Raw genomic sequence first — 19,831 nt, 5'->3', positions numbered from 1 at the left:
ACGCCGCGCGTCCCGACCACTAAAGTGAAATCTTCTCATTCTGTCAGGAGCACGTTTCTGCATGACCCTTTCCCCCGCCCTGCTTGAAGATGCCCTGCACTGGCGTCGCCAGTTCCATCGCCAGCCTGAATTAGGCTACCAGGAGCATCACACCAGTGATCTTATCGCCCGCGAACTTGAGCTGACCGGATTACAGGTGTTTCGCGGTCTGGCAGGTACCGCAGTGATTGGCACACTGGTGAATGGTCCCGGTCCGGTTATCGGGCTGCGTGCCGACATGGATGCGCTGCCGATCACCGAAAAAGGTGAGGTCGAGTGGCGATCCGCGACGCCGGGCGTGATGCACGCCTGCGGTCACGATGGTCACAGTGCCATTCTGCTGGCCGCCGCTCGCCAGCTGGCGGCGACACGCCAGTTCAGCGGCACGGTGCACTTTATTTTCCAGCCCGCCGAGGAGAATCTGGGCGGCGCGCGCAAAATGGTTGAAGAGGGATTGTTCCAGCGATTCCCGATGGATGCGGTGTACGCCATGCATAACTGGCCGGGCCTGCCGCTCGGGTCGCTGGCGGTTAATCCCGGGGCGATGATGGCCTCGCTGGATTCGTTTGAAATTACTCTGCACGGCAAGAGTTGCCACGCGGCGATGCCGGAAAGCGGGGCCGATCCGATGGTGGTCGCGGCTGAGCTGATCCTGGCGCTGCAGACCATTCCGTCGCGCCGTCTGTCACCGCTTTCATCTGCGGTGGTCAGCGTGACGCAGATCCACGGCGGCGAGGCGATCAACGTCATTCCGGAACAGATTGTGTTGCGCGGCACGGTACGCTGCCTGCAACCGGCAGTGCGCGACAAAGTGCGGGCGCTGATCGATGAGTTTGTGGCGACCCTGCCCCGACCATTCGGGGTGAGTGGCGAAACCAGCTGGCTACCCGGCTATCCGGTGACGGCCAACCATGCCGCGCCGGCAGAGCAGGTTCGCGCGGTGGCGCTGGCGACGCTGGGCGAAGAGAATGTTCACTGGCAGGTCAATCCTTCGATGGCGTCAGAAGATTTTGCCTGCATGATGGAAGCCTGTCCGGGAGCTTACTTCTGGCTCGGCGCCGACGGTGAGGTGCCGTCGGCGCCGCTGCATAATGCCCGCTACGATTTTAATGATGCGTTACTGCCGATCGGTATCCGCTTCTGGCAGAAGCTGGTTGAACAGGCACTGCCGATCACCTGAATCAGTAACCGGCGGCGCGCAGCCGCTGGTCGGCGGTCGCCAGCGAGTCGCATTCACCGCTGGCACGCAGGCAGCAGGCCAGCTGCAGCCGCAGCGCCTGTGGCACCGGTCGCTGCTGGTTAATCACCTGCTCAATCCAGGCGGCGGTGACCGCAGCTGATTTATCTGCCGGCAGCTCAACCTGGACCTCAGGCTGACGCTCAACCCACACTTCCGCCTCCGATCCCGCGCCGTGGATCACGCTGATCGCCGGACAACGTTGCGGATTAGCATAGACCTCGCCCTCAGTGCCATTCAGCAGCAGCGCAGGCGCATCAATATCGCTGAAGAATTTCGCTACCCGCGGCACATATTCCGGATGGGACACGCTCGACAGCCGCAACGCCTCGCGTTCGCCAAACGGCGTCGCCAGTTTTGCCAGCGTATGCGCACTGTTCCGCACCCCCATCCGCCAGCGCAGCGACAGCTGTTTCGCCATCGGCGGGCAGAGATGATCGACGGTAATAAACACCAGCTCACCCGCGTCCAGTTTTGCCTGGGCCTGCTCAGCGGTAGTCACCGGCTGCACGCCCAGCGCGTCAAACACCGCTTCACTGGTAATGCGCGTCGCGTCGTCGCTGACGCCGTGCACCAGCACCGGAAAACCGAGCCGGTTCAGCAGCAGCGCCAGTAACGGCGTCAGGTTGCCCTGGCGGCGTGCGCCGTTATAGCTCGGGATCACCATCGGCATCGGCCGGTTAACCGGGGCGTTCAGCTTCATCATCTGCGCCTGCATCGCCTGATAGAAGCCGCGCATTTCAGCTTCGCCTTCGCCCTTGATACGCAGCGCAATCAGGATGCCGCCCAGTTCCAGATCCGGCACCTGACCTGCCAGCATCGCGCTGTAGAGGGCTTCGGCAGTGTCGAAATCGATGTCGCGGGCATGATTTTTTCCGCGGCCGATCTCTTTAATAATTTTATTCAGTTCCATCACTCGCTTCCGGTTAAGTGCGCGACGGCTTAGCGCCGCGTCGGACGTCGTTTACGCACGGTGCATGTGGCCACCGGTGCGGCCGGTATGGCCTCCGGCTCTGGGGTATCGGGCTGCTCAATCGGGAAGATCGGCAACGCCGCCAGCAGTCGGCTACCGTACGCTTTGCTCAGCAGACGGCGATCGTATATCACGATTTCACCGTAACACTGATGGCTGCGAATCAGGCGTCCGACCTGTTGAATCAGGGTAAACGAGGCGCTGGGTAAACTCTGCACCTCAAACGGATAACGCTTCAGGCTCTTCAGCCATTCGCCTTCGGTCAAAATTACCGGACTGTCTACCGGCGGAAAAGCAATTTTATGAATATGCACCTGACTCAGCAGATCGCCTTTTAAATCCAGCCCTTCAGCGAACGATTGCAGGCCAATCAGAATGCTGGTTTCGCCTTTGTTCACCCGCTGACGATGCAGATCGACCAGTCGGCTGCGCGGCTGATCGCCCTGCACCAGCATCGACAGTCGTAAATCGGGCAGGCAGGCGACAAACTGCTGCATCGCCCGGTTACTGGCGAACAGCACCAGCACCCCTTTATGCTGCTTCAGGTTCATTTGCTGACGGAAGAAGCCCGCCATCTCGGCGATGTGATCCGCTTCGTGGGTCATCAGGGGCTCATAGCGCATTTGCGGGATCACCAGCTTGCCCTGCTCAACATGGTTGAACGGGGAATCGAGCGCCACAAAGCGGTCACCGGCTTTCTCGTTGAGACCCGACATCTCCTGCAGGCGGTTAAAACTGTTGAGCGAGCGCAGCGTGGCGGAGGTGACCACCACATGCGGAATCTTACGCCACAGCATCTTTTCCAGCTGATCGCTGACGCGAATCCCGGCGCAGTGAAACAGCAGGTGCGCCTGACCTTCGCGCAGTTCGCGGGTGATCCATTTCGACACCGGCGCGCCAGAGGCTTTTTCCATCGCCGCCAGTCGCCACAGCTTACTGACCGATTCAAACCAGCCGAACTGGCGGTTCAGCTGTAGCAGATTACGGTGCAAGCGCACCACATCGACTTTGCCGGTCTGCTCGCTCAGGGCATTGATCAGGCCTTCGCTCAGGCCACGCAGCGCGTCGCTGAGTTTGAACAGCCGGGCGCAAAGGTCCAGCAGCTCCTGCGGTAACGCCCCGAGCACAAAGCGGTATTCGCCCGGCTGATTGTGCGGCGGCAACAGCGGATTGAGCGCCTGGCTGGTGATGGTCAGCAGTTCGCGCAGCTCCTCGCAGTGCGCTTTCAGCCGCTCCGGATTGGCCAGCGGTGGCGGGGATTTAGGCCGCATCTGGGTCATGATGCTGTCCACCAGCTTGATAAACAGATCCAGCTGCAGGCTGCTCCAGCCAGGGGTGATATCAGCGCTCATCTCCAGCGCATCGCGCGCCACTTCCGGCAGATGATGGCCTTCATCCAGCACCAGCATCAGATTTTTAGCCGGCGGCAACACCGACTCATTCTCCATCGCCGCCATCACCAGTGCATGGTTGGCCACCACCACATCGACCTGCTCTATTTCACGCCGCGCCACGAAAAACGGGCATTCACGATACCAGCGACAGTGGGCGCCGAGGCAGCTGGCTTTATCGGTTGAGAGCCGCTGCCACAGGCTGTCGCTGACGTTTTCCTCGCTGTGATCGCGCAGTCCGTCCCACTGATAGCGATCCAGCGCTTTCTGCAACCGGCCGCACTGCGTCTGCTCCTCTTTGGTACTGCTGATGGCGTCATCATCCAAATAGAGCAGCAGATCGCCCTGCTGATCGTCGTCAGCCGCCAGCGCCGCCAGGTTGCGAGGACAGACGTAACGCCCGCGACCAAAGGCGGCGGTAAAGGTGAGATCGGGGATGATTTTCTTCAGCAACGGCAGATCTTTGGTGAAGATTTGATCCTGCAACGCCACGTTCGCGGTGCTGATCACCAGACGTTTTTCCTGGGCGCGGCTGGTCGCGATGCCGGGGATCAGATAAGAGAGGGTTTTGCCGACCCCGGTTGGCGCTTCGACCGCCAGATGGCGCGCATCATCGCCCGCCAGGCATTTTGCCACTTCAGCAATCATCTGCCGCTGGGCGGCGCGCGGGATAAAATCGGGCACCTGCTGCTGCAGCGCTTTATACCACTGCGCTATCTGGCTTTTTACTGCTGCTGTCAGGGCCATTTTGTTTGTTACCACACCGTAAAAATTGCCTGTATTTTTACACAGTATGCTGGCGGCGTCAGCTTTCAGGACAATTTTTTCGTCTGCGGTTCCACAAGCGGTCACGGATGCCGTCCGGGACTGGCTAACCCAGCAGTTTAAACATATAGGTCGTGGCATCCAGCTCGCCGGTGGTGGATTCGGCGTAGAACGGAATTGCGCCGGCGACCTGCCAGTCGAGCGAGCGATAGAGATCGCTGGCGACATCCCCGCTGCGCGTGTCCAGCACCAGCAGCGTTTTACCCTGCAGTCGCGCCTGCTGTTCCGCCTGCCGCATCAGCTGGCGGGCAATGCCCTGCCGGCGCGCCCGCGGATGCACCAGCAGTTTGGTGACCTCCGCCCGATGGCGGCCGTTGGGCATTGAGCTGCTGTTGAGCATCACCGTCGCCACCACGCTGCCGTGCTGACGCGCCACCCACAATTCGGCATCGCCACTCGCCAGGCTGTAGATGCGATCCTGCCAGAAACGGCCAATCGCCTGATGGTCGGCGGCATCAATAAATCCGACGCTGGCCCCGTCTGCGACGCAGGCCTGCAACACCTGACACAGTTCGGGTAGCGCCTGCTGTGCCTCGCTGGCACTGAGCATCTGATAATTAATCATGGTTTTGCCACCACCAGTAAATAGTGCGCGCCCTCGGTCAGGTGCGCTTCAAAGGCCGATTTTCCCGTCAGATGAAAACGTAAACAGTCGCCGGGACGTAAGCTCCAGCGCTGAGCTGCCATGCTGACGGTCAGGCCGCCTTCACGCAGCCAGATATGCTGTTCCATACCGTGAATCGGTGGTGCGTCGTAATCGATACGCGCGCCGGGGCGTAATTTGCCCTCCACCAGTTCGCATCTAAAATGAGTAACAGGCGGTGACACATTTCGGCGGTGAAAGCCACTGGCCTCATCACTCCATACCGGCTGCTGCTCATATGGGATCAGCAGCTTCGCATCTTCTTCTACTTCACTTAGCAGGCGCGACATGGTTAATCCGTACGCCACGCACAAACGATTAAGCAGTGCGGCGGTGGGGCTGGTCTCGCTGCGCTCAATGCGTGATAATGAGGCGCGGCTGATACCCGTTGCGATTGAAAGCTCATCCAGTGACCAGCCGCGTTGCAAGCGTAATTCCGCCAGCCGCGCAGCCAGGCGTTGTTCTGTATTCAGGTCCGGCATCGCATCCTCTCATAATTGGGAATTATTTCTCTTATGTGAGATATAGCTGAGAAAAGGCGCAGCGGTCAAGTTGTACACTCAAAAATGTATTGTACAACTTAGTTTGCTTCGTTATGGTAATTCCACTCAGATCAGTCTATAGAGGAATTTATGACCCTATACAGTATCGGTGACGTCGCCGAGCGCTGTGGCATAAACCCAGTGACCTTGCGCGCCTGGCAAAGACGTTATGGCTTACTGAAGCCGCAACGTACCGAAGGTGGGCATCGTCAGTTTGATGAAGAAGATGTTCAGCGCATTGAAGAGATCATGCGCTGGATCGAAAGCGGCGTGCCGGTAGGAAAAGTCAAAGCGCTGCTGGAAGGCGGTGATGTTGATGCGCACGACGGCTGGACCACCCTGCAGGATGAACTCATCAGCGTGTTACGCCACGTCAGACCCTCCAAGCTGCGTAACAAGATCGCGGCTATTGGTCGTGAACATCCGGTTGATGCGCTGATCGATCACGTCTTCATGCCGGTGCGCCAGAAGCTCAGTCTCGACCAGAATACCGCCCGCACCATGTGCAGCCTGCTGGATGGATTGTTGATTGATTATGTGGCGTTCTGCCTGACCGGCAGCCGCAAAAAAGCGGGTAAAGATGCGCTGATTATCGGCTGGGGCATTGAGGATCGTACCCGTATCTGGCTGGAAGGCTGGCGGCTGTCGCAACATGGCTGGCGCATCGATGTGCTGGCTGAGCCGCTCGACGTGCCGCGTCCGGAACTGTTTCCCGGCATGAATATGTTTGTATTTACCGGTAAAAAACTGACCCGTCGTCAGCAGGATCAACTGTCACACTGGCAGGAACAGGGCTACGCCGTGCGGTTGCACGAAACACCCTGATGACAAAAACGCACGCTGGGCACTTTGCCTGCTGCCTTGCGCGCGCTATCATTCCCGCCTCATATTCACGCGCTCAGGTTTTCCCATGAACTGGAAAAAAACATTCTTCGCTACGCTGTTTTTCATAATGGCGGCTGGCGGTACCAGCGGTCTGATGCTGGTCGGTTATTCACTCATCGTTCACTCACGCTAAGCCAGCGTTGCAGGCGCTCGAACAGGCGATCGCTGACAATCGCCAGCAGCGCCACCAGTAACGCCCCCTGAATCACATACGCCGTGTTAAACCCGCTTAAGCCGATGATCACCGGTGAACCGAGGCTTTTTGCCCCGACCGTTGAGGCGATAGCAGCGGTGCCAATGTTGATGATCACCGAGGTGCGGATCCCGGCGATAATCACCGGGGCGGCCAGCGCCAGCTCAATCTGCCACAGACGCTGCCATGCGCTCATCCCGACCCCTTCGGCAATCTCCCGGCTGCTGGCGGGTACGCTGTCGAGTCCGGCCAGCGTGCCCTGTAAGATCGGCAGCAAACCGTAGAGCAGCAGCGCTACCACCGCCGGCCAGGCACCAAATCCCATCACCGGCACCGCTATCGCTAATACCGCCACCGGCGGAATGGTTTGTCCGGCCGCCACCAGCGTTTCCATCAACGGCCGGAACGCCCGACCGGCGCGCCGGGTCACTATCACCCCGCTGCCGACGCCGATAACCATCGCCAGCAGGCTGGCGGTGATCACCAGAAACAGGTGCGCCAGCGTCAGTTGCCAGAAGGTCTCCTGCTGATAAAGCGGCCGCGCCAGCTCGGGAAACCAGCGGTGGAACAGCGGCCCGCTATAGGGCATCAGCGTCAGCAGCGCAGCATACAGCAGCACCAGCCAGAGCAGCGGATCGGTCAGCCAGCGCATGCGGGGTCCTCACGCAGCGTCAGCAGATCGTGAAAATAGAGCACGCCCAGGGGCTGCTGCTGTTCATCAATCACCGGCAGTTTGTCAGTACGCCGGGTAATAAACTGCGACAGCGCTTCGCGGAGCGTCAGCCCGGCGGCGATCGGTTCGCCCGCCAGCCATTCACCGCGCCGCACGGCATTGCCGACCTGTCCAAGCGACAGCAGCCGCACGCCCATTTCGCTGCGGCCAAAGAAGTCACGTACAAACTCATTTTTCGGCTGGGTCAGCAGCTCAACCGGTTTACCCTGCTGGACAATCTCACCGTTATCCATCAGCACGATGCGGTCGGCCAGCGTCAGCGCCTCATCGATGTCATGGGTCACCAGCACAATGGTGCGTCCCGACAGCCGGTGAATACGCAGCATCTCCTGTTGCAGCGCGCCGCGGGTCACCGGGTCGAGCGCGCCAAACGGTTCATCCATCAGCAACACCTCCGGATCGGCCGCCAGCGCACGCGCCACGCCAACCCGCTGCTGCTGTCCGCCGGAAAGCTGATGCGGATAACGGTTCAGCAGCTGCGCATCGAGGTTGAGCAGCGTCAGCAACGCCTCTATCCGCTGCGTAACCTGCGGTTTTGACCAGCCGAGCAGCGCCGGCACCGTGGCGATATTTTTCTCTACCGTCCAGTGAGGAAACAGGCCAATCGACTGAATGGCATAGCCCATCCGCCGCCGCAGCGCGCGGGCATCAAGCTGACGAATCGACTCGCCGGCGAAACGGATCTCGCCGCTGTCGAACTCGACCAGCCGGTTAATCATCTTCAGGGTGGTCGATTTACCGGAACCGGAGGTGCCCAGCAGCACGCAGAACTCCCCTTCCGCCACCGTCAATGAGAGATCGCTGACCGCCGCTTTGCCGTTAAAGGCGCGCGAGACGCGGTTAAATTCAATCATCTTTTTTCTCCAGCAGTGAGATCAGCAGGCGGAACAGCGCATCTACGGTGACCGCCAGCGCGATCACCGGGATCACCCCGAGCAGCACCAGATCCAGCGCGCTGCTCAGCAGGCCCTGGAAAATAATCGCGCCAAAGCCGCCGGCACCAATCAGCGCCGCGACCACCGCCATGCCCAGAGTTTGCACCACCACCACCCGCAGTCCCGCCAGCCACACCGGCAAGGCCAGCGGTATATCAACCGCGAAAAACTGTTGCCGGCCGCTCATCCCTACGCCGCGTGCGCTTTCGCGCACCTCCTGCGGCACCTGTTGCAAACCGACCACCACGCTGCGCACCAGCGGCAGTAAAGCGTAAAGCACCAGCGCAATCAGCGCCGGAGCCATACCGATGCCACTGACACCCCAGGCACCCAGCCACGGAAAACGCTGGGCCAGGCCAGCCAGCGGCGCAATCAGCAGGCCAAACAGCGCCACCGAAGGCACCGTCTGAATCACATTCAGTACGCCAAATACCCCGCTCTGCCAGCGCGGCTGCCGGAACAGCAGAATGCCCAGCGGCAGCGCGATGATCAGCGCCGGCAGCACGGTGCCCGCCAGCAACGTCAGATGGCGCACCAGCGCGCCGTCAAATACCGCCTGGCGATTGGCATACTCTTTTAGCAGGGAGAGATCGTTAAGCTGGCCGCTGAACAGCAGCAACAGCGGCAGCAGCCACACCTGCAGGTTAAGCAGCAGCTGTGCCAGCCGGTGGCGGGTCAGTTGCCGCACCGTGTCGGTGATCAGCAGAAGCAGCAGCGCCCCGCTGCACCACAGGCCGCTGGCAAAGCTGGTGCGAGCCAGCCGACTGCCGTGTTGACTCAGCAGTGTCGCCTGATTGCCGCTCAGCCAGATCATCGCCGCCAGCATCAGTTCGGCCGACAACAGCGCCAGGCTGAGGCTGACGCGCGACGGCGGACACCACAGCAGCAGCCACAGCACCGCCAGCGGCGGCAGCACTACTGCCGACTGGCTGATCTGCCAGCCCATCAGCGGCGCGCCTGCCACCAGCCGGTTCGGCGCGAAGGTCAGAAACGGCAGCGCCACCAGCGTCAGGCTCAGCAGTGCCAGCAGCAGTAGCGCGACCGGCTGCTGACCGGGACGTCGTATCGCTTCCCGCGATATCTGCATCGGTTACAGCAGCTTCTGCTGTTGCAGCCACTCTTTCGCCACGCTGCTGGCGTCCTGGCCGTCGACCGCAATTCTGGCGTTCAGCTGCTGCAGCGTTTTCTCGTCCAGCGCGCTGAATACCGGCTTCAGCCAGTCGCCAATCTGCGGATAGGCTTTCAGTACCGATTCACGGATCACCGGCGTCGGCGCGTAGATCGGCTGCACGCCTTTTGGATCGGTCAGCGTCTGTAATCCCAGCGCCGCCACCGGACCGTCGGTGCCGTAGGCCATCGCCGCGTTAACGCCAGAAGTTTGCTGCGCCGCCGCGCTAATGGTAACGGCAGTATCACCGCCGGCCAGCGACAGCAGCTGATCCTGCTTAAGGTCGAAACCGTAGGCTTTTTCAAAGGCCGGCAGCGCGTCACTGCGTTCGATAAATTCTGCCGAGGCCGCCAGCTTGAAGGTGCCGCCCTTTTTCAGCCAGGCACTGAGGTCGGCCAACGAGGTCAGCTGGTTTTTCTCTGCCAGATCCTTACGCACCGCAATAGTCCAGGTGTTGTTGGCTGGCGCAGGCGTCAGCCACACCAGATGATTTTTTTCGGCATCCAGTTTTTTAACTTTCTCGTAGCCTTCACGGGCATTTTTCCAGGCACTGTCTTTTTCGTCATTGAAGAAAAAGGCACCGTTGCCGGTATATTCCGGATAGATATCCAGTTCCCCGGCGGTGATAGCGCCGCGCACCACCTGAGTGGTACCCAACTGAATTTTATTGACGGTTTTAACGCCATGCTTCTCCAGCACCTGCAAAATCACGTTGCCCAGCAGTGAACCTTCAGTATCAATTTTCGAACCGACCCGCACCGGATCGGCAGCGTGTGCGATGCCCAGACTGAGCAGCAAAGCACTGATTCCTATCAAACCCCGAACGTTGATCATGACCTGTTCCTTATCGCGTGTTATCGCCTGTTGTTATTGAGTGTTGTTATCGATTTTTTCACCCTGGTGATTCAGGATTGCGCATCGCGGTACCCGACGCTGTCACGAGGATTCGGTGCAGCGGCAGCGCCGCAATGAATGCCGTCGCCTGACGCAGAGCGGTTTGGTTAGCTGCCTTAAAAGCGTAGCCTGGCTGTGCCGCCCCGTAGATGACTTTATCGCAAATTAATAACAATTTGAGACTAAAAACTTATTATTCATAACTGAAATGAATTTACGTCTGGGCGTCTAAACGGCTATCCTCGATGACCTGTTTTTATAATAAAAGACTCACAACATCATGACCGACCTGATCTCTTCAGCCCATGTGGCCACAACAGGGAGTGCGCCGAGCGGCGAAACGCAGTGGATACGCAGCGCGGCGGATGTCTCCCGCCTGGTAAACAGCGGCGACAGCGCCCGCAATAACGCGCGCATTGTGGTTGCCATCGCGCTCGGTGGCGTATTTCTCGACGCCTACGATCTCGGCGCACTGGCGTTTGGTATCAAAGACGTGGCGCGTGAATTTAATCTGACCCCGACCGGCACCGGCATGATCGCCTCGTCCATCACCTTCGGGGCGATCATCGGCGCGCTGATCGGCGGATACCTGACCGATAAAATTGGCCGTTATCGGGTTTTCATGGCCGATATGTTTTTTTTCGTGGTGGCGGCAATCGCCTGTGCGTTTGCGCCAAACGAATATGTGTTAGGCGGCGCGCGTTTCGTGATGGGGCTCGGCGTCGGCATCGATCTGCCGGTGGCGATGGCCTTCCTGGCAGAGTTTTCGAAGCTGCGCGGTAAAGGCAATAAAGCGGCCAGCGTGGCGATGTGGTGCCCGACCTGGTACGCAGCGATCAGCATCTCCTATCTGCTGGTGCTGCTGCTCTACGCGGTGCTGCCGGAAAGCCATACCGACTGGCTCTGGCGATTGATCCTCGGCTTTGGCGCAGTACCGGCCATTATCATTATCGCCATTCGCAGTCGTTACATGAGCGAGTCGCCGGTGTGGGCCGCCAATCAGGGCGATCTGCAGGCGGCCGCCTCAATCTTACGCAGCGCATGGAATATTAACGCTCAGGTGGCACCCGATGCGGCACTGGCGCCCACCCGACCGGCGCGACCAGCCAGCTGGCGTAACTACGGCGCGCTGTTGCAGGGTGTCTATCGACGCCGCACCGTGCTGGCGACCATTACCTCTATCGCCTCCTCGTTTGCCTATAACGCCGTGGCGTTTGGCCTGCCGGTCATCATCTCCAGCTTCTTTGCCCAGTCGATGCTGACCACCATTCTGGTGTCGCTGGCGCTGAATCTGCTGTTTGCGTTTGTCGGCGGCATTCTGGCGGTACGGCTGGTGCCGCGTCTCGGGGCGTGGAGGATGTCAGTGGCTGGTTATGCCTGTCAGTGCGTGGCGCTGCTCGGGCTGGCGCTGATCGGTCGCCCGGAAGGCGGTCAGGAAGCGGCGCTGGCGATTGGTATGCTGGCGCTGTTCCTGTTTGGTCAGGGCTTCGGTCCCGGCTCGCATACCATGACTTTTGCCTCACTCAGCTATCCGACCTCGCTGCGTGGCGTGGGGGTTGGCTTTAACCAGACGCTGATGCGTGGCAGTTCGACCCTGTCGCTGTTCCTGTTTCCGGTGCTGGTCGCGGCGCTGGGGACCGGGGTGTTCTGGGTCATTTTTCTCGCCCCGCTGGCGGGTCTGCTGGCGTTGCTGGCGATCCGCTGGGAACCGTCAGGTTATGATGTGGATGCCGAGGATTTTGAGCTGCAGCGTTGATCCCGAATAGCTTCTCAGGATGTAGCGATAACGGCTGCGGAAGGTAAAGCGAGGGGAGCGTACGTCGCTAGCAAAGCAGCGCGAGCCGTGCATGGCCCGTGCTGAGCCTGCCTTAAACAGCGATTTTGCAAAGGAGGTATGCTGCGCGTTATCGACGACCAGAACCGCACCTTAGCGTGCGGTTTTTTTATGCCGGAAACGCGTCGAGATGGGCCGGAATGCGCGGAAAAGTATGCAAAAACCACGGCGTGAACTGCTGCGGCTGCTGGCGCATCTGTTGTTCAATGGTCGCCAGTGAACGGTAATCAAAAGCGTCAGCCTCCTGCGGATTAAGCTGTGGCAGGCGATCACAAACCGCAAAGAAGACGTGACCATATTCGTGTTCGGTCAGGCCATTACTCAGCGGCAGGTTGTAGCTCAGCTCAAACATCGGCGTCAGGCTGACCTCCATTCCCATCTCTTCGCGCAGACGCCGTTCAGCGGCATCCTGGGTTGATTCATGGGGATAAGGATGACCGCAGCAGGTGTTACTCCACAAACCACCACAGTGATATTTATCGCTGGCGCGCCGCTGTAACAGCAGCTCCTGCCGGGAATTGAAGACGTAGACCGTCACCGCGCGGTGCAGTAATCCTTTTTCATGCACTTCCAGCTTTTCCATTTTGCCGGTGGGACGATCGAGGTGGTCAACGAGGATAACTTCAATAGCAGACATGGCGTTTCCTTGAGATTATTCCCAACTATTCTGGCACAAGATTGCCAGTTTGGGCGGTCACAACGCGGAATTTTTAACGGCAGCCAGTCTGGGATAGGCGGATGAGGCGGGAAGAAAATCAGGCCAGCAAGGCTGGCCTGAGGAGGGATTACAATCTGAAGCTCTGCACCACCCGTTCCAGCTGGGTGCTTTGCACTTCCATCGCCTGTGCCGCAGCCGATACCTGCTCCACCAGCACGGCGTTCTGCTGAGTGGTGCCGTCAAGCTGGGTGATCGCGACGTTAACCTGCTCAATCCCCATGCTCTGTTCGCGGCTGGCCGACATGATTTCGCTCATCAGTGTGGTGACGCTGCTGACGCCCTGCATCAGCTCATCCATGGTTTGTCCCGCCTGTTCCACCAGTGCGCTACCGGCATCAATGTTCGACACCGACTCTTCGATCAATTTTTTGATCTCACGCGCTGAGTTAGCCGAGCGCTGTGCCAGGTTACGCACTTCCGACGCCACCACGGCAAACCCGCGCCCTTGCTCACCGGCCCGCGCCGCTTCCACCGCGGCGTTAAGCGCCAGGATATTGGTCTGGAAGGCGATGCTGTCGATCACGCTGATGATATCGACCACTTTACGCGAGGAGTGATGGATCTCGCCCATGGTGGTCACTACCTGACGTACCACTTCCGTCCCGCGCGCCGCCACCTGTGACGCATCGCCGGCCAGCTGGTTAGCGTGCGTGGCGTTGTCAGCATTCTGGCGCACCGTGCCGGTCAGCTGCTCCATCGAGGCCGCAGTTTCGACAATCGAACTGGCCTGATCTTCAGTACGTGACGAGAGGTTGGCGTTGCCGCTGGCAATCTCACGCGAGGCGGCGGTAATCGCCAGCGCGCTGTCGCCGACCTGCTGCATCAGCCCCTGCAGGTAGCTGATAAACTGGTTGAAGCTTTGCGCCACCGCGTTAAATTCCGGGCTGTTGCTGGCCGGCAGACGTTGAGTCAGATCCGCACCGCCGGTCGACAGGGCTTCGATATTGCTGTTGAGCACGCTGAGGCGTTTCATCATGGCACGCACAAAACCGAGCAGCACCAGCAGCAGGATCACCGCCAGCGGGATCTGCACCAGGCCCAGACGGGTCAGCATATTGTGAGACTGCGCTTTCAGCAGGCTGGTCGGCAGGCTACTGGCGAGATACCACGGGCTGCCCGGGATCGCCTGCACTAACAGCGTCTGCTCACCGTCGTTGCTGTCAAAGGTGGTCTCCAGCGGCTGATTACCGATGCCACTCAGCAGCGATTTCAGCGGCGCGGCCATCGGCAACGGCACGTCGGCCAGGTTTTCCAGTTTCGGTGCCGCGTTCACCAGCGCACCGTTACCGACCACTTTGCCGTCGGCTTCTACGATCAGCACGTTACCGTGAATCGCCTCGCCCATCTGTTTTGCCAGCTGGTTAAAGAAGCCGAGCGTGACGTCAATGGTCGCAACGCCCCAGACGGTCCCGTCGCGATAGATCGCCATGGCGCAGTTAGTGCGCGGCTGCGGACTGGCTGCATCCTGGTAAGCTTTGGCCCAGGCGCACTGCCCTTTCTCTGCTGCCATGCCATCTTTGTACCAGGACTGCTCCCAGTATTTGTCAGCCGCATCGGAGTTCCAGTAGGTGTTGACCTGCAGTTCGTTGCTGGCGTTGCGGGCAAAGAAGCTGCTGTTTTTCTCTTTTGCCGGATCGCGACGATTCGGCAGTGGCCAGATCCCGCCGCCAAACACGTTACTGTCCTGATACTGGTTCACCAGCGTCGGCAGTAAGGTGTCGATGGTGGCGCTATCCATCACAGACGCGGCCTCGGTGATAGCGCGCTGCTGCGCCTGAACCCGGTTCATCTGTTCAACGATGCCGGACGCCAGGGAATCAACCTGATAGCGAACCAGACGGCTTTCGCTGTCAATCAACTGTGGAGCGACAAACTGGTTAATCACCCAGACGGTGATCAACAGGAGTGCAACGAAGAAAGCGATGAGTGTTGCAGTGAAGCGGGACTGTGTTGTTTTTAACATCTTTGTTCCCCTGGACCTGGTGTGGCGCGATTGCCTTATCCGGGTTAACGGCGCGGCCCAGCGGAACTTGAGATGAGCAGGATCACAGATTTGAAAAATGGCTGATTAGCCTGAGAATTTAGTATTACGCCTGGCGACGTGTCGTCGCCAGGCGGCCGGAAGCGACCGGGTCGGGCACTACTCCGGCGAATCCACCACCTGCTGACGCGGCCGGAAGATATGGTTATTGCCGTCTGCCGTCAGCCGCTCGCGCAGCTGTTGTCCGCCGTGCTCATCAGCCTGGGCGAACTGGCGTTCCGCCTCGGTAATCGGGGTAGTCCACAGCAGCGTGGGTCGATCGCCGTCGCGCTTCGGCAGTTTGAACTGCGCGCTCTCGCTGGCCAGTTCACCCGCCAGTAAAAAGCTGTCAAAGCCGACCGGTGCCACTTCTGACGCCAGGGTGTGCCCTTCCCCCAGCCAGGTGAGGCGCGCCCACGGCAGATGCACAAACTCCGCCAGCGCGCTGGCCATCTGCACCGCATTGCCTTCGGTCATCACTTCACCGTCAACCGCCATGCCCAGTTCGATACGGCGATACTGCGGCGCCAGCTCATCAAACAGATAATCGACCTGCGGCATCGGCCGGATACTCATGCCGAGCGTCAGGAAGTACCAGACGCCCTGGTGCCAGTGCTGGGAAATCGCCATCGGAGGCCAGCTGCCCTGATCGATGGCGTAATATTTCACCGACTCGCCAAAGCGGGCCTGATAGCAGGCCATTAAATCCTGCTGCACCTTATCCCACTCACTGCCGTCGTGCCATTCACGCCAGAACTGACGCTGCTGCTCGGCGCGGGCGTAATAGTCGTTGGTGGAAGCCGATCCGAGCGGCGCCGTCAGTCGGTTTTTTTTGATGCAGCCGGCAGAGAAGCTGACCTGCTTATCCTGATACAGGCTCCAGCCTGGGATCACCGCCAGCAACTGGCCGTAATACCACAAGGCCGCGCCATCATCACTCGGCTCCCACAGCACCTGCAGGCCTGCCGGATCGAGTTCCGGCTCGGCTTCCAGATTACGGCAATATTCGGCGCTGAGCAGCGGCGCAATGCCCTGCTCCATCGCTTCACGATCTTCCTGTGCCGGTGCCGGCAGCAGATTACGTAACCAACAGCCGCGCACCGCGTACTGGCTGCGAAACAGATCGGTCGGCCAGATGTAAAAATAGGCGGTACGCGCATCCTGCTCGACAATCGCGGTCAGGGTGCGTTGCTGATTGTGGACTTCAGCAATCAGGGATTTGTACGTCATAGTGCCTCGACAAAGCCTGGAGGAATCCATTTTCCCCGAGAATAGAGCAGGATCGTGACTGCCGCCATCTGAGACAAGGGTAATAGTCTCAAAGTGCGTCATCGAGTCGAGTATGGCGGAGTCAGATTCGGGCGGGAGGGGGTCGGCCGCAGAGGCGGATGCGCTGCGTTTAGCCGACTGAAAATGAAAGCGCACCGGCGCGGATCGGGCGGTCATCAGACCGGATGGCGGCCCATCCTGACCATCGCCCGATACCAGGCACCGCGCTGAATCGACCAGCGTAAACCGACGGCAATCGCCGCAATCTGCTGATCGATCACCGCCTGCTGCCAGCGGCCGATTTCACGGCCCGACATCGCCTGCGCCCAGTCCGGCATCAGGCCAAAGCCTGACTTCAGCATCACTTTCATTACCGGTCTGGCCTGCCAGCTTGGGGCGGGCGCGTTCATTAGCAGGCGCGTCACTTCCGCCGTGCGCTGATCAAAACGCAGTTCCGAACGCATCTGTTGCAGGTAATCCGCAACATCGACGACGCTTTTCGGTACCTTTTCCGCTCCCAGCGCTTCGGCGATCAGCGCGGCTTCCTGATAATAGCGATCCTGATCGGCGCGACTGAGGCGCGGATTTTTATAGCGCAGATGGGCAGCCAGAAAACGGCTGGTTTCCGCCACGTGTACCCAGGTCAGCAGATGAGGATCGCTGGCGGCATACGTTTTACCGGCGCTGTCGACGCCGCTGACTTTAAGGTGAATACGCTTCACCCGCTCAATCAGCGTATGTGCATCCTGGGTGTTACCAAAGGTGGTGACCGCGATGAACTGGCTGGTGCGCCGCAGGCGACCCATCATATCCTGACGAAAGTTAGAGTGATCCCAGACGCCAGCCAGCGCAGCCGGGTGCAGCATCTGTAACAGCAGCGCACTGATACCGCCGCACATCATTGAGGTAAAATCACCGTGTACCTGCCAGATGATGCTGTCCGGGCCAAACAGGCCGGGATCGCCGGGCGGCTGAGAAATGTCGAATTCATTCAGCGACAGGCCGTTAAGACGAAACACCTGTTGCTGGATGCGGTCACGCAGATTAATCATGATGGCTCTGATAACGGAAAGAATGCGGCGCGCCGTAACGTCTGGCGCGCCGCATCTCCCTCGGGAAGCAAAGAGGGACGGTTATAAATAGTCGAACTGTGCGTGCTGGGTACGAACCGAATCCAGCCCGATCATCACGTTGAATTTACCCGGTTCTGCCACCTGCTGCATCTGCTGGTTCCAGAACTTCAGCGCATCGACATCAATCTTAAAGGTCACGGTCTGCGACTCGCCCGCTTTCAGCATGATGCGCTTAAAGCCGCGCAGTTCCTGAACCGGCCGACTGATGGAGGCAACCGGATCGTTCAGATACAGCTGCACCACCGTTGCACCGTCGCGCTTGCCGCTGTTGGTCACCGTGACGCTGGCGTCAATGCTGCCGTTACGCGGCATGGTCGGTGAGGACATTTTTACCGGCGACACGGTGAAAGTGGTATAGCTCAGGCCATAGCCAAACGGATAGAGTGGGCCGTTAGCCGCATCGTAATAGTGCGAGGTGTATTTGTTCGGCTTCTCCGGGTTATACGGACGGCCGGTCGGCAGATGGTTGTAATAGATCGGAATCTGACCGACTGAACGCGGGAAGGAGACCGGCAGCTTGCCCGACGGATTGTAATCTCCGAACAGCACGTCAGCGATGGCATTGCCGCCTTCGGTGCCGCTGAACCAGGTTTCCAGCATCGCATCGGCCATCCGGTCTTCATTCACCAGCGCCAGCGGACGGCCATTCATCAGCACAATCACCAGCGGTTTGCCGGTAGCCTTCAGCGCGGCTAACAGCTTCTGCTGGCTGGCCGGGATCACCAGGTCGCTGCGGCTGGAGGCTTCATGCGCCATGCCCTGCGCTTCACCGACCGCCGCAACCACCACATCTGCCTGCTTCGCTTTGGCCACCGCATCATCAATCAGCTGCTGCGGCGAACGCGGATCGACCGACACCGCCTGCTCATACAGGTTGAGGAAGTCCTGAATGCCTTTGCTATCGGTGATGTTGGCGCCTTTTTCATACAGCAGCGTCGCTTTGCCGGCCGTGGCATTGCGCATTCCCTGCAGCAGCGAAATGGACTGCTTCGCTACGCCGGCCGCCGACCAGCTGCCCATGATGTCGCGCTGACTGTCCGCCAGCGGGCCAATCAGGGCAATGGTGCCCGACTTCTTCAGCGGCAAGGTCTCCAGCCGGTTTTTCAGCAGCACCATACTTTTGCGTGCGACATCGCGCGCTTCGGCCCGATGCAGGCGACTTTCGGCGTTGGTATCCTGAGGATCGCTCTCTTTCGGCCCCAGATGGCTGTACGGATCGTTAAACAGCCCCATGTCATATTTGACGTTGAGCACGTGACGCGCCGCATCGTCGATCTCGGCCATGCTGACCGCGCCGCTCTTCACCAGATCGGGCAGATATTTGCTGTAATATTCGTCGCTCATGCTCATATCGACGCCCGACTTCAGCGCAATACGCACCGCATCCTGCGGATCGCTGGCCACGCCATGCTTAATCAGTTCTTTAATGGCACCGTGATCGCTGATGGTGATGCCTTTGAATTTCCACTTATCGCGCAGCAGATCTTTCAGCAGCCAGCTATCCGCGGTGGCCGGTACTCCATTGATTGAATTCAGCGCCACCATCACGCCGCCGCTGCCCGCATCCAGCGAGGCTTTATAGGGCGGCAGATAATCCTGGAACATCCGCTGCGGACTCATGTCGACGGTGTTGTAATCGCGTCCGCCTTCCACTGCGCCATACAGCGCGAAGTGTTTAACGCTGGTCATGATGTTATAGCGATCGGCCGCGCTTTTGCCCTGCATCGCCTGCACCATGCTGCGGCCCATTTCGCCGGTCAGGTAGGTATCTTCGCCGAAGCCTTCTGAGCCACGGCCCCAGCGCGGTTCACGGCTGACGTCCACCATCGGCGCCCAGGTCATGTTGAGTCCGTCGTCGGCGGCCTCATAGGCGGAAACCCGTCCCACCTCTTTTACTGCATCAAGATCCCAGCTGGCGGCCAGGCCGAGCGGGATCGGAAAAATAGTGCGCTGCCCGTGAACCACATCGTAGGCGAAGAACAGCGGAATTTTCAGCCGGCTGAGCTGCATCGCCTGATCCTGCATCGCGCGGATATCCTGACGGGTAACGGTATTGAAAATCGCGCCAACCTGACTTTTCTTGATCATCTCACGGATGACTTCTTTTGGATTATCAGGCCCGACGCTGATTAAACGCAGCTGGCCGATCTTCTCATCCAGCGTCATTTTGGTCAGCAGATCGTTGACGAACGCATCCCGCGCCTGTTCGGTCATCGGGTGGTTACCTGGCATTGTCTCAGCCAATGCCGGTTGCATCGCGAGGGAGACAGCGAGACTAACAGAGTAAATCCATTTCATCAGGGTGGGTTCTCTTAAGTAACTGCGCAATATCGAATAAACAGGCGGCAGTGTGCCACAAGAAGAGAATAGCAGGTAGCCTGCCGGTGTCACACTGCGTT

17 protein-coding genes are annotated in these 19,831 nt (G+C 59.4%); 4 read left to right on the top strand and 13 right to left on the bottom strand.

From position 1 onward, the window contains the following. Window positions 1-61 precede the first annotated feature (61 nt). On the top strand, window positions 62-1,219 hold the full coding sequence (locus tag AC6I8D_RS06080) for a M20 aminoacylase family protein (RefSeq protein ID WP_497819791.1): 1,158 nt from the start codon (window positions 62-64) through the stop codon (window positions 1,217-1,219). 1 nt (window position 1,220) lies between these two features. Here the strand turns inward: AC6I8D_RS06080 and ybiB are convergent, their stop codons facing one another. From ybiB to AC6I8D_RS06060, 4 genes are all read right to left on the bottom strand, one after another. Next, window positions 1,221-2,189: a DNA-binding protein YbiB gene (ybiB, locus tag AC6I8D_RS06075; RefSeq protein ID WP_312756372.1), complete on the bottom strand. Its 969-nt coding sequence runs from the start codon at window positions 2,187-2,189 to the stop codon at window positions 1,221-1,223. Between the two features lie 29 nt (window positions 2,190-2,218). Beyond that, the gene (gene dinG, locus AC6I8D_RS06070) at window positions 2,219-4,387 is read right to left on the bottom strand and encodes an ATP-dependent DNA helicase DinG (protein WP_497819790.1); all 2,169 of its coding nucleotides are present in this window, start codon (window positions 4,385-4,387) and stop codon (window positions 2,219-2,221) included. Between the two features lie 124 nt (window positions 4,388-4,511). After that, window positions 4,512-5,030, bottom strand: a complete 519-nt coding sequence (locus AC6I8D_RS06065) for a GNAT family N-acetyltransferase (RefSeq protein ID WP_497819789.1) — start codon at window positions 5,028-5,030, stop codon at window positions 4,512-4,514. Continuing rightward, complete coding sequence (locus tag AC6I8D_RS06060) at window positions 5,027-5,590, bottom strand: helix-turn-helix domain-containing protein (protein WP_497819788.1); 564 nt, start codon at window positions 5,588-5,590, stop codon at window positions 5,027-5,029. The genes AC6I8D_RS06065 and AC6I8D_RS06060 overlap by 4 nt, the downstream gene beginning before the upstream one ends. 150 nt (window positions 5,591-5,740) lie before the next feature. Here AC6I8D_RS06060 and AC6I8D_RS06055 point away from each other — a divergent pair, with 150 nt between their 5' ends. Further along, window positions 5,741-6,475, top strand: coding sequence for a MerR family transcriptional regulator (locus tag AC6I8D_RS06055; protein WP_312052880.1), 735 nt, complete (start codon window positions 5,741-5,743; stop codon window positions 6,473-6,475). Between the two features lie 85 nt (window positions 6,476-6,560). Further along, the gene (locus AC6I8D_RS06050; protein WP_227021873.1) at window positions 6,561-6,668 is read left to right on the top strand and encodes a YohO family small membrane protein; all 108 of its coding nucleotides are present in this window, start codon (window positions 6,561-6,563) and stop codon (window positions 6,666-6,668) included. Here the strand turns inward: AC6I8D_RS06050 and AC6I8D_RS06045 are convergent. From AC6I8D_RS06045 to osmF, 4 genes are read right to left on the bottom strand one after another with little or no spacing between them, the layout of a single operon-like run. After that, complete coding sequence (locus tag AC6I8D_RS06045; RefSeq protein ID WP_312052885.1) at window positions 6,649-7,380, bottom strand: ABC transporter permease; 732 nt, start codon at window positions 7,378-7,380, stop codon at window positions 6,649-6,651. The two genes, AC6I8D_RS06050 and AC6I8D_RS06045, sit on opposite strands and share 20 nt — an antisense overlap. Then, on the bottom strand, window positions 7,368-8,315 hold the full coding sequence (locus AC6I8D_RS06040; RefSeq protein WP_312052887.1) for an ABC transporter ATP-binding protein: 948 nt from the start codon (window positions 8,313-8,315) through the stop codon (window positions 7,368-7,370). The genes AC6I8D_RS06045 and AC6I8D_RS06040 overlap by 13 nt, the downstream gene beginning before the upstream one ends. Continuing rightward, window positions 8,308-9,483 carry an ABC transporter permease gene (locus tag AC6I8D_RS06035; RefSeq protein WP_497819787.1) on the bottom strand — a complete coding sequence of 392 codons (1,176 nt, stop codon included), beginning with the start codon at window positions 9,481-9,483 and terminating at the stop codon, window positions 8,308-8,310. The genes AC6I8D_RS06040 and AC6I8D_RS06035 overlap by 8 nt, the downstream gene beginning before the upstream one ends. A 3-nt stretch (window positions 9,484-9,486) precedes the next feature. Beyond that, window positions 9,487-10,398, bottom strand: coding sequence for a glycine betaine ABC transporter substrate-binding protein OsmF (osmF, locus tag AC6I8D_RS06030; RefSeq protein ID WP_312052891.1), 912 nt, complete (start codon window positions 10,396-10,398; stop codon window positions 9,487-9,489). Between the two features lie 340 nt (window positions 10,399-10,738). Here osmF and AC6I8D_RS06025 point away from each other — a divergent pair, with 340 nt between their 5' ends. Next, window positions 10,739-12,214 carry an MFS transporter gene (locus AC6I8D_RS06025; protein WP_312052893.1) on the top strand — a complete coding sequence of 492 codons (1,476 nt, stop codon included), beginning with the start codon at window positions 10,739-10,741 and terminating at the stop codon, window positions 12,212-12,214. Window positions 12,215-12,401: 187 nt separating this feature from the next. Here AC6I8D_RS06025 and idi read toward each other — a convergent pair whose 3' ends face one another. From idi to bglX, 5 genes are all read right to left on the bottom strand, one after another. After that, complete coding sequence (idi, locus tag AC6I8D_RS06020) at window positions 12,402-12,929, bottom strand: isopentenyl-diphosphate Delta-isomerase (RefSeq protein WP_031377405.1); 528 nt, start codon at window positions 12,927-12,929, stop codon at window positions 12,402-12,404. 148 nt (window positions 12,930-13,077) lie between these two features. Further along, window positions 13,078-14,973, bottom strand: coding sequence for a methyl-accepting chemotaxis protein (locus tag AC6I8D_RS06015; protein ID WP_031377406.1), 1,896 nt, complete (start codon window positions 14,971-14,973; stop codon window positions 13,078-13,080). Window positions 14,974-15,150: 177 nt separating this feature from the next. Beyond that, complete coding sequence (locus tag AC6I8D_RS06010; RefSeq protein WP_046288438.1) at window positions 15,151-16,260, bottom strand: suppressor of fused domain protein; 1,110 nt, start codon at window positions 16,258-16,260, stop codon at window positions 15,151-15,153. A gap of 215 nt (window positions 16,261-16,475) precedes the next feature. Then, a complete protein-coding gene (locus AC6I8D_RS06005) occupies window positions 16,476-17,351 on the bottom strand; it encodes an oxygenase MpaB family protein (protein WP_497819786.1) in 876 nt (291 codons plus the stop codon). 81 nt (window positions 17,352-17,432) lie between these two features. Beyond that, window positions 17,433-19,730 (bottom strand): beta-glucosidase BglX, encoded by a 2,298-nt coding sequence (gene bglX, locus AC6I8D_RS06000; protein WP_497819785.1) that lies wholly within the window; start codon window positions 19,728-19,730, stop codon window positions 17,433-17,435. Window positions 19,731-19,831: the final 101 nt, after the last annotated feature.

The organism is Pantoea sp. X-Soil-MYKO-1785 (genome assembly GCF_059730675.1).
This window is presented reverse-complemented; position numbering and strand designations above follow the sequence as displayed.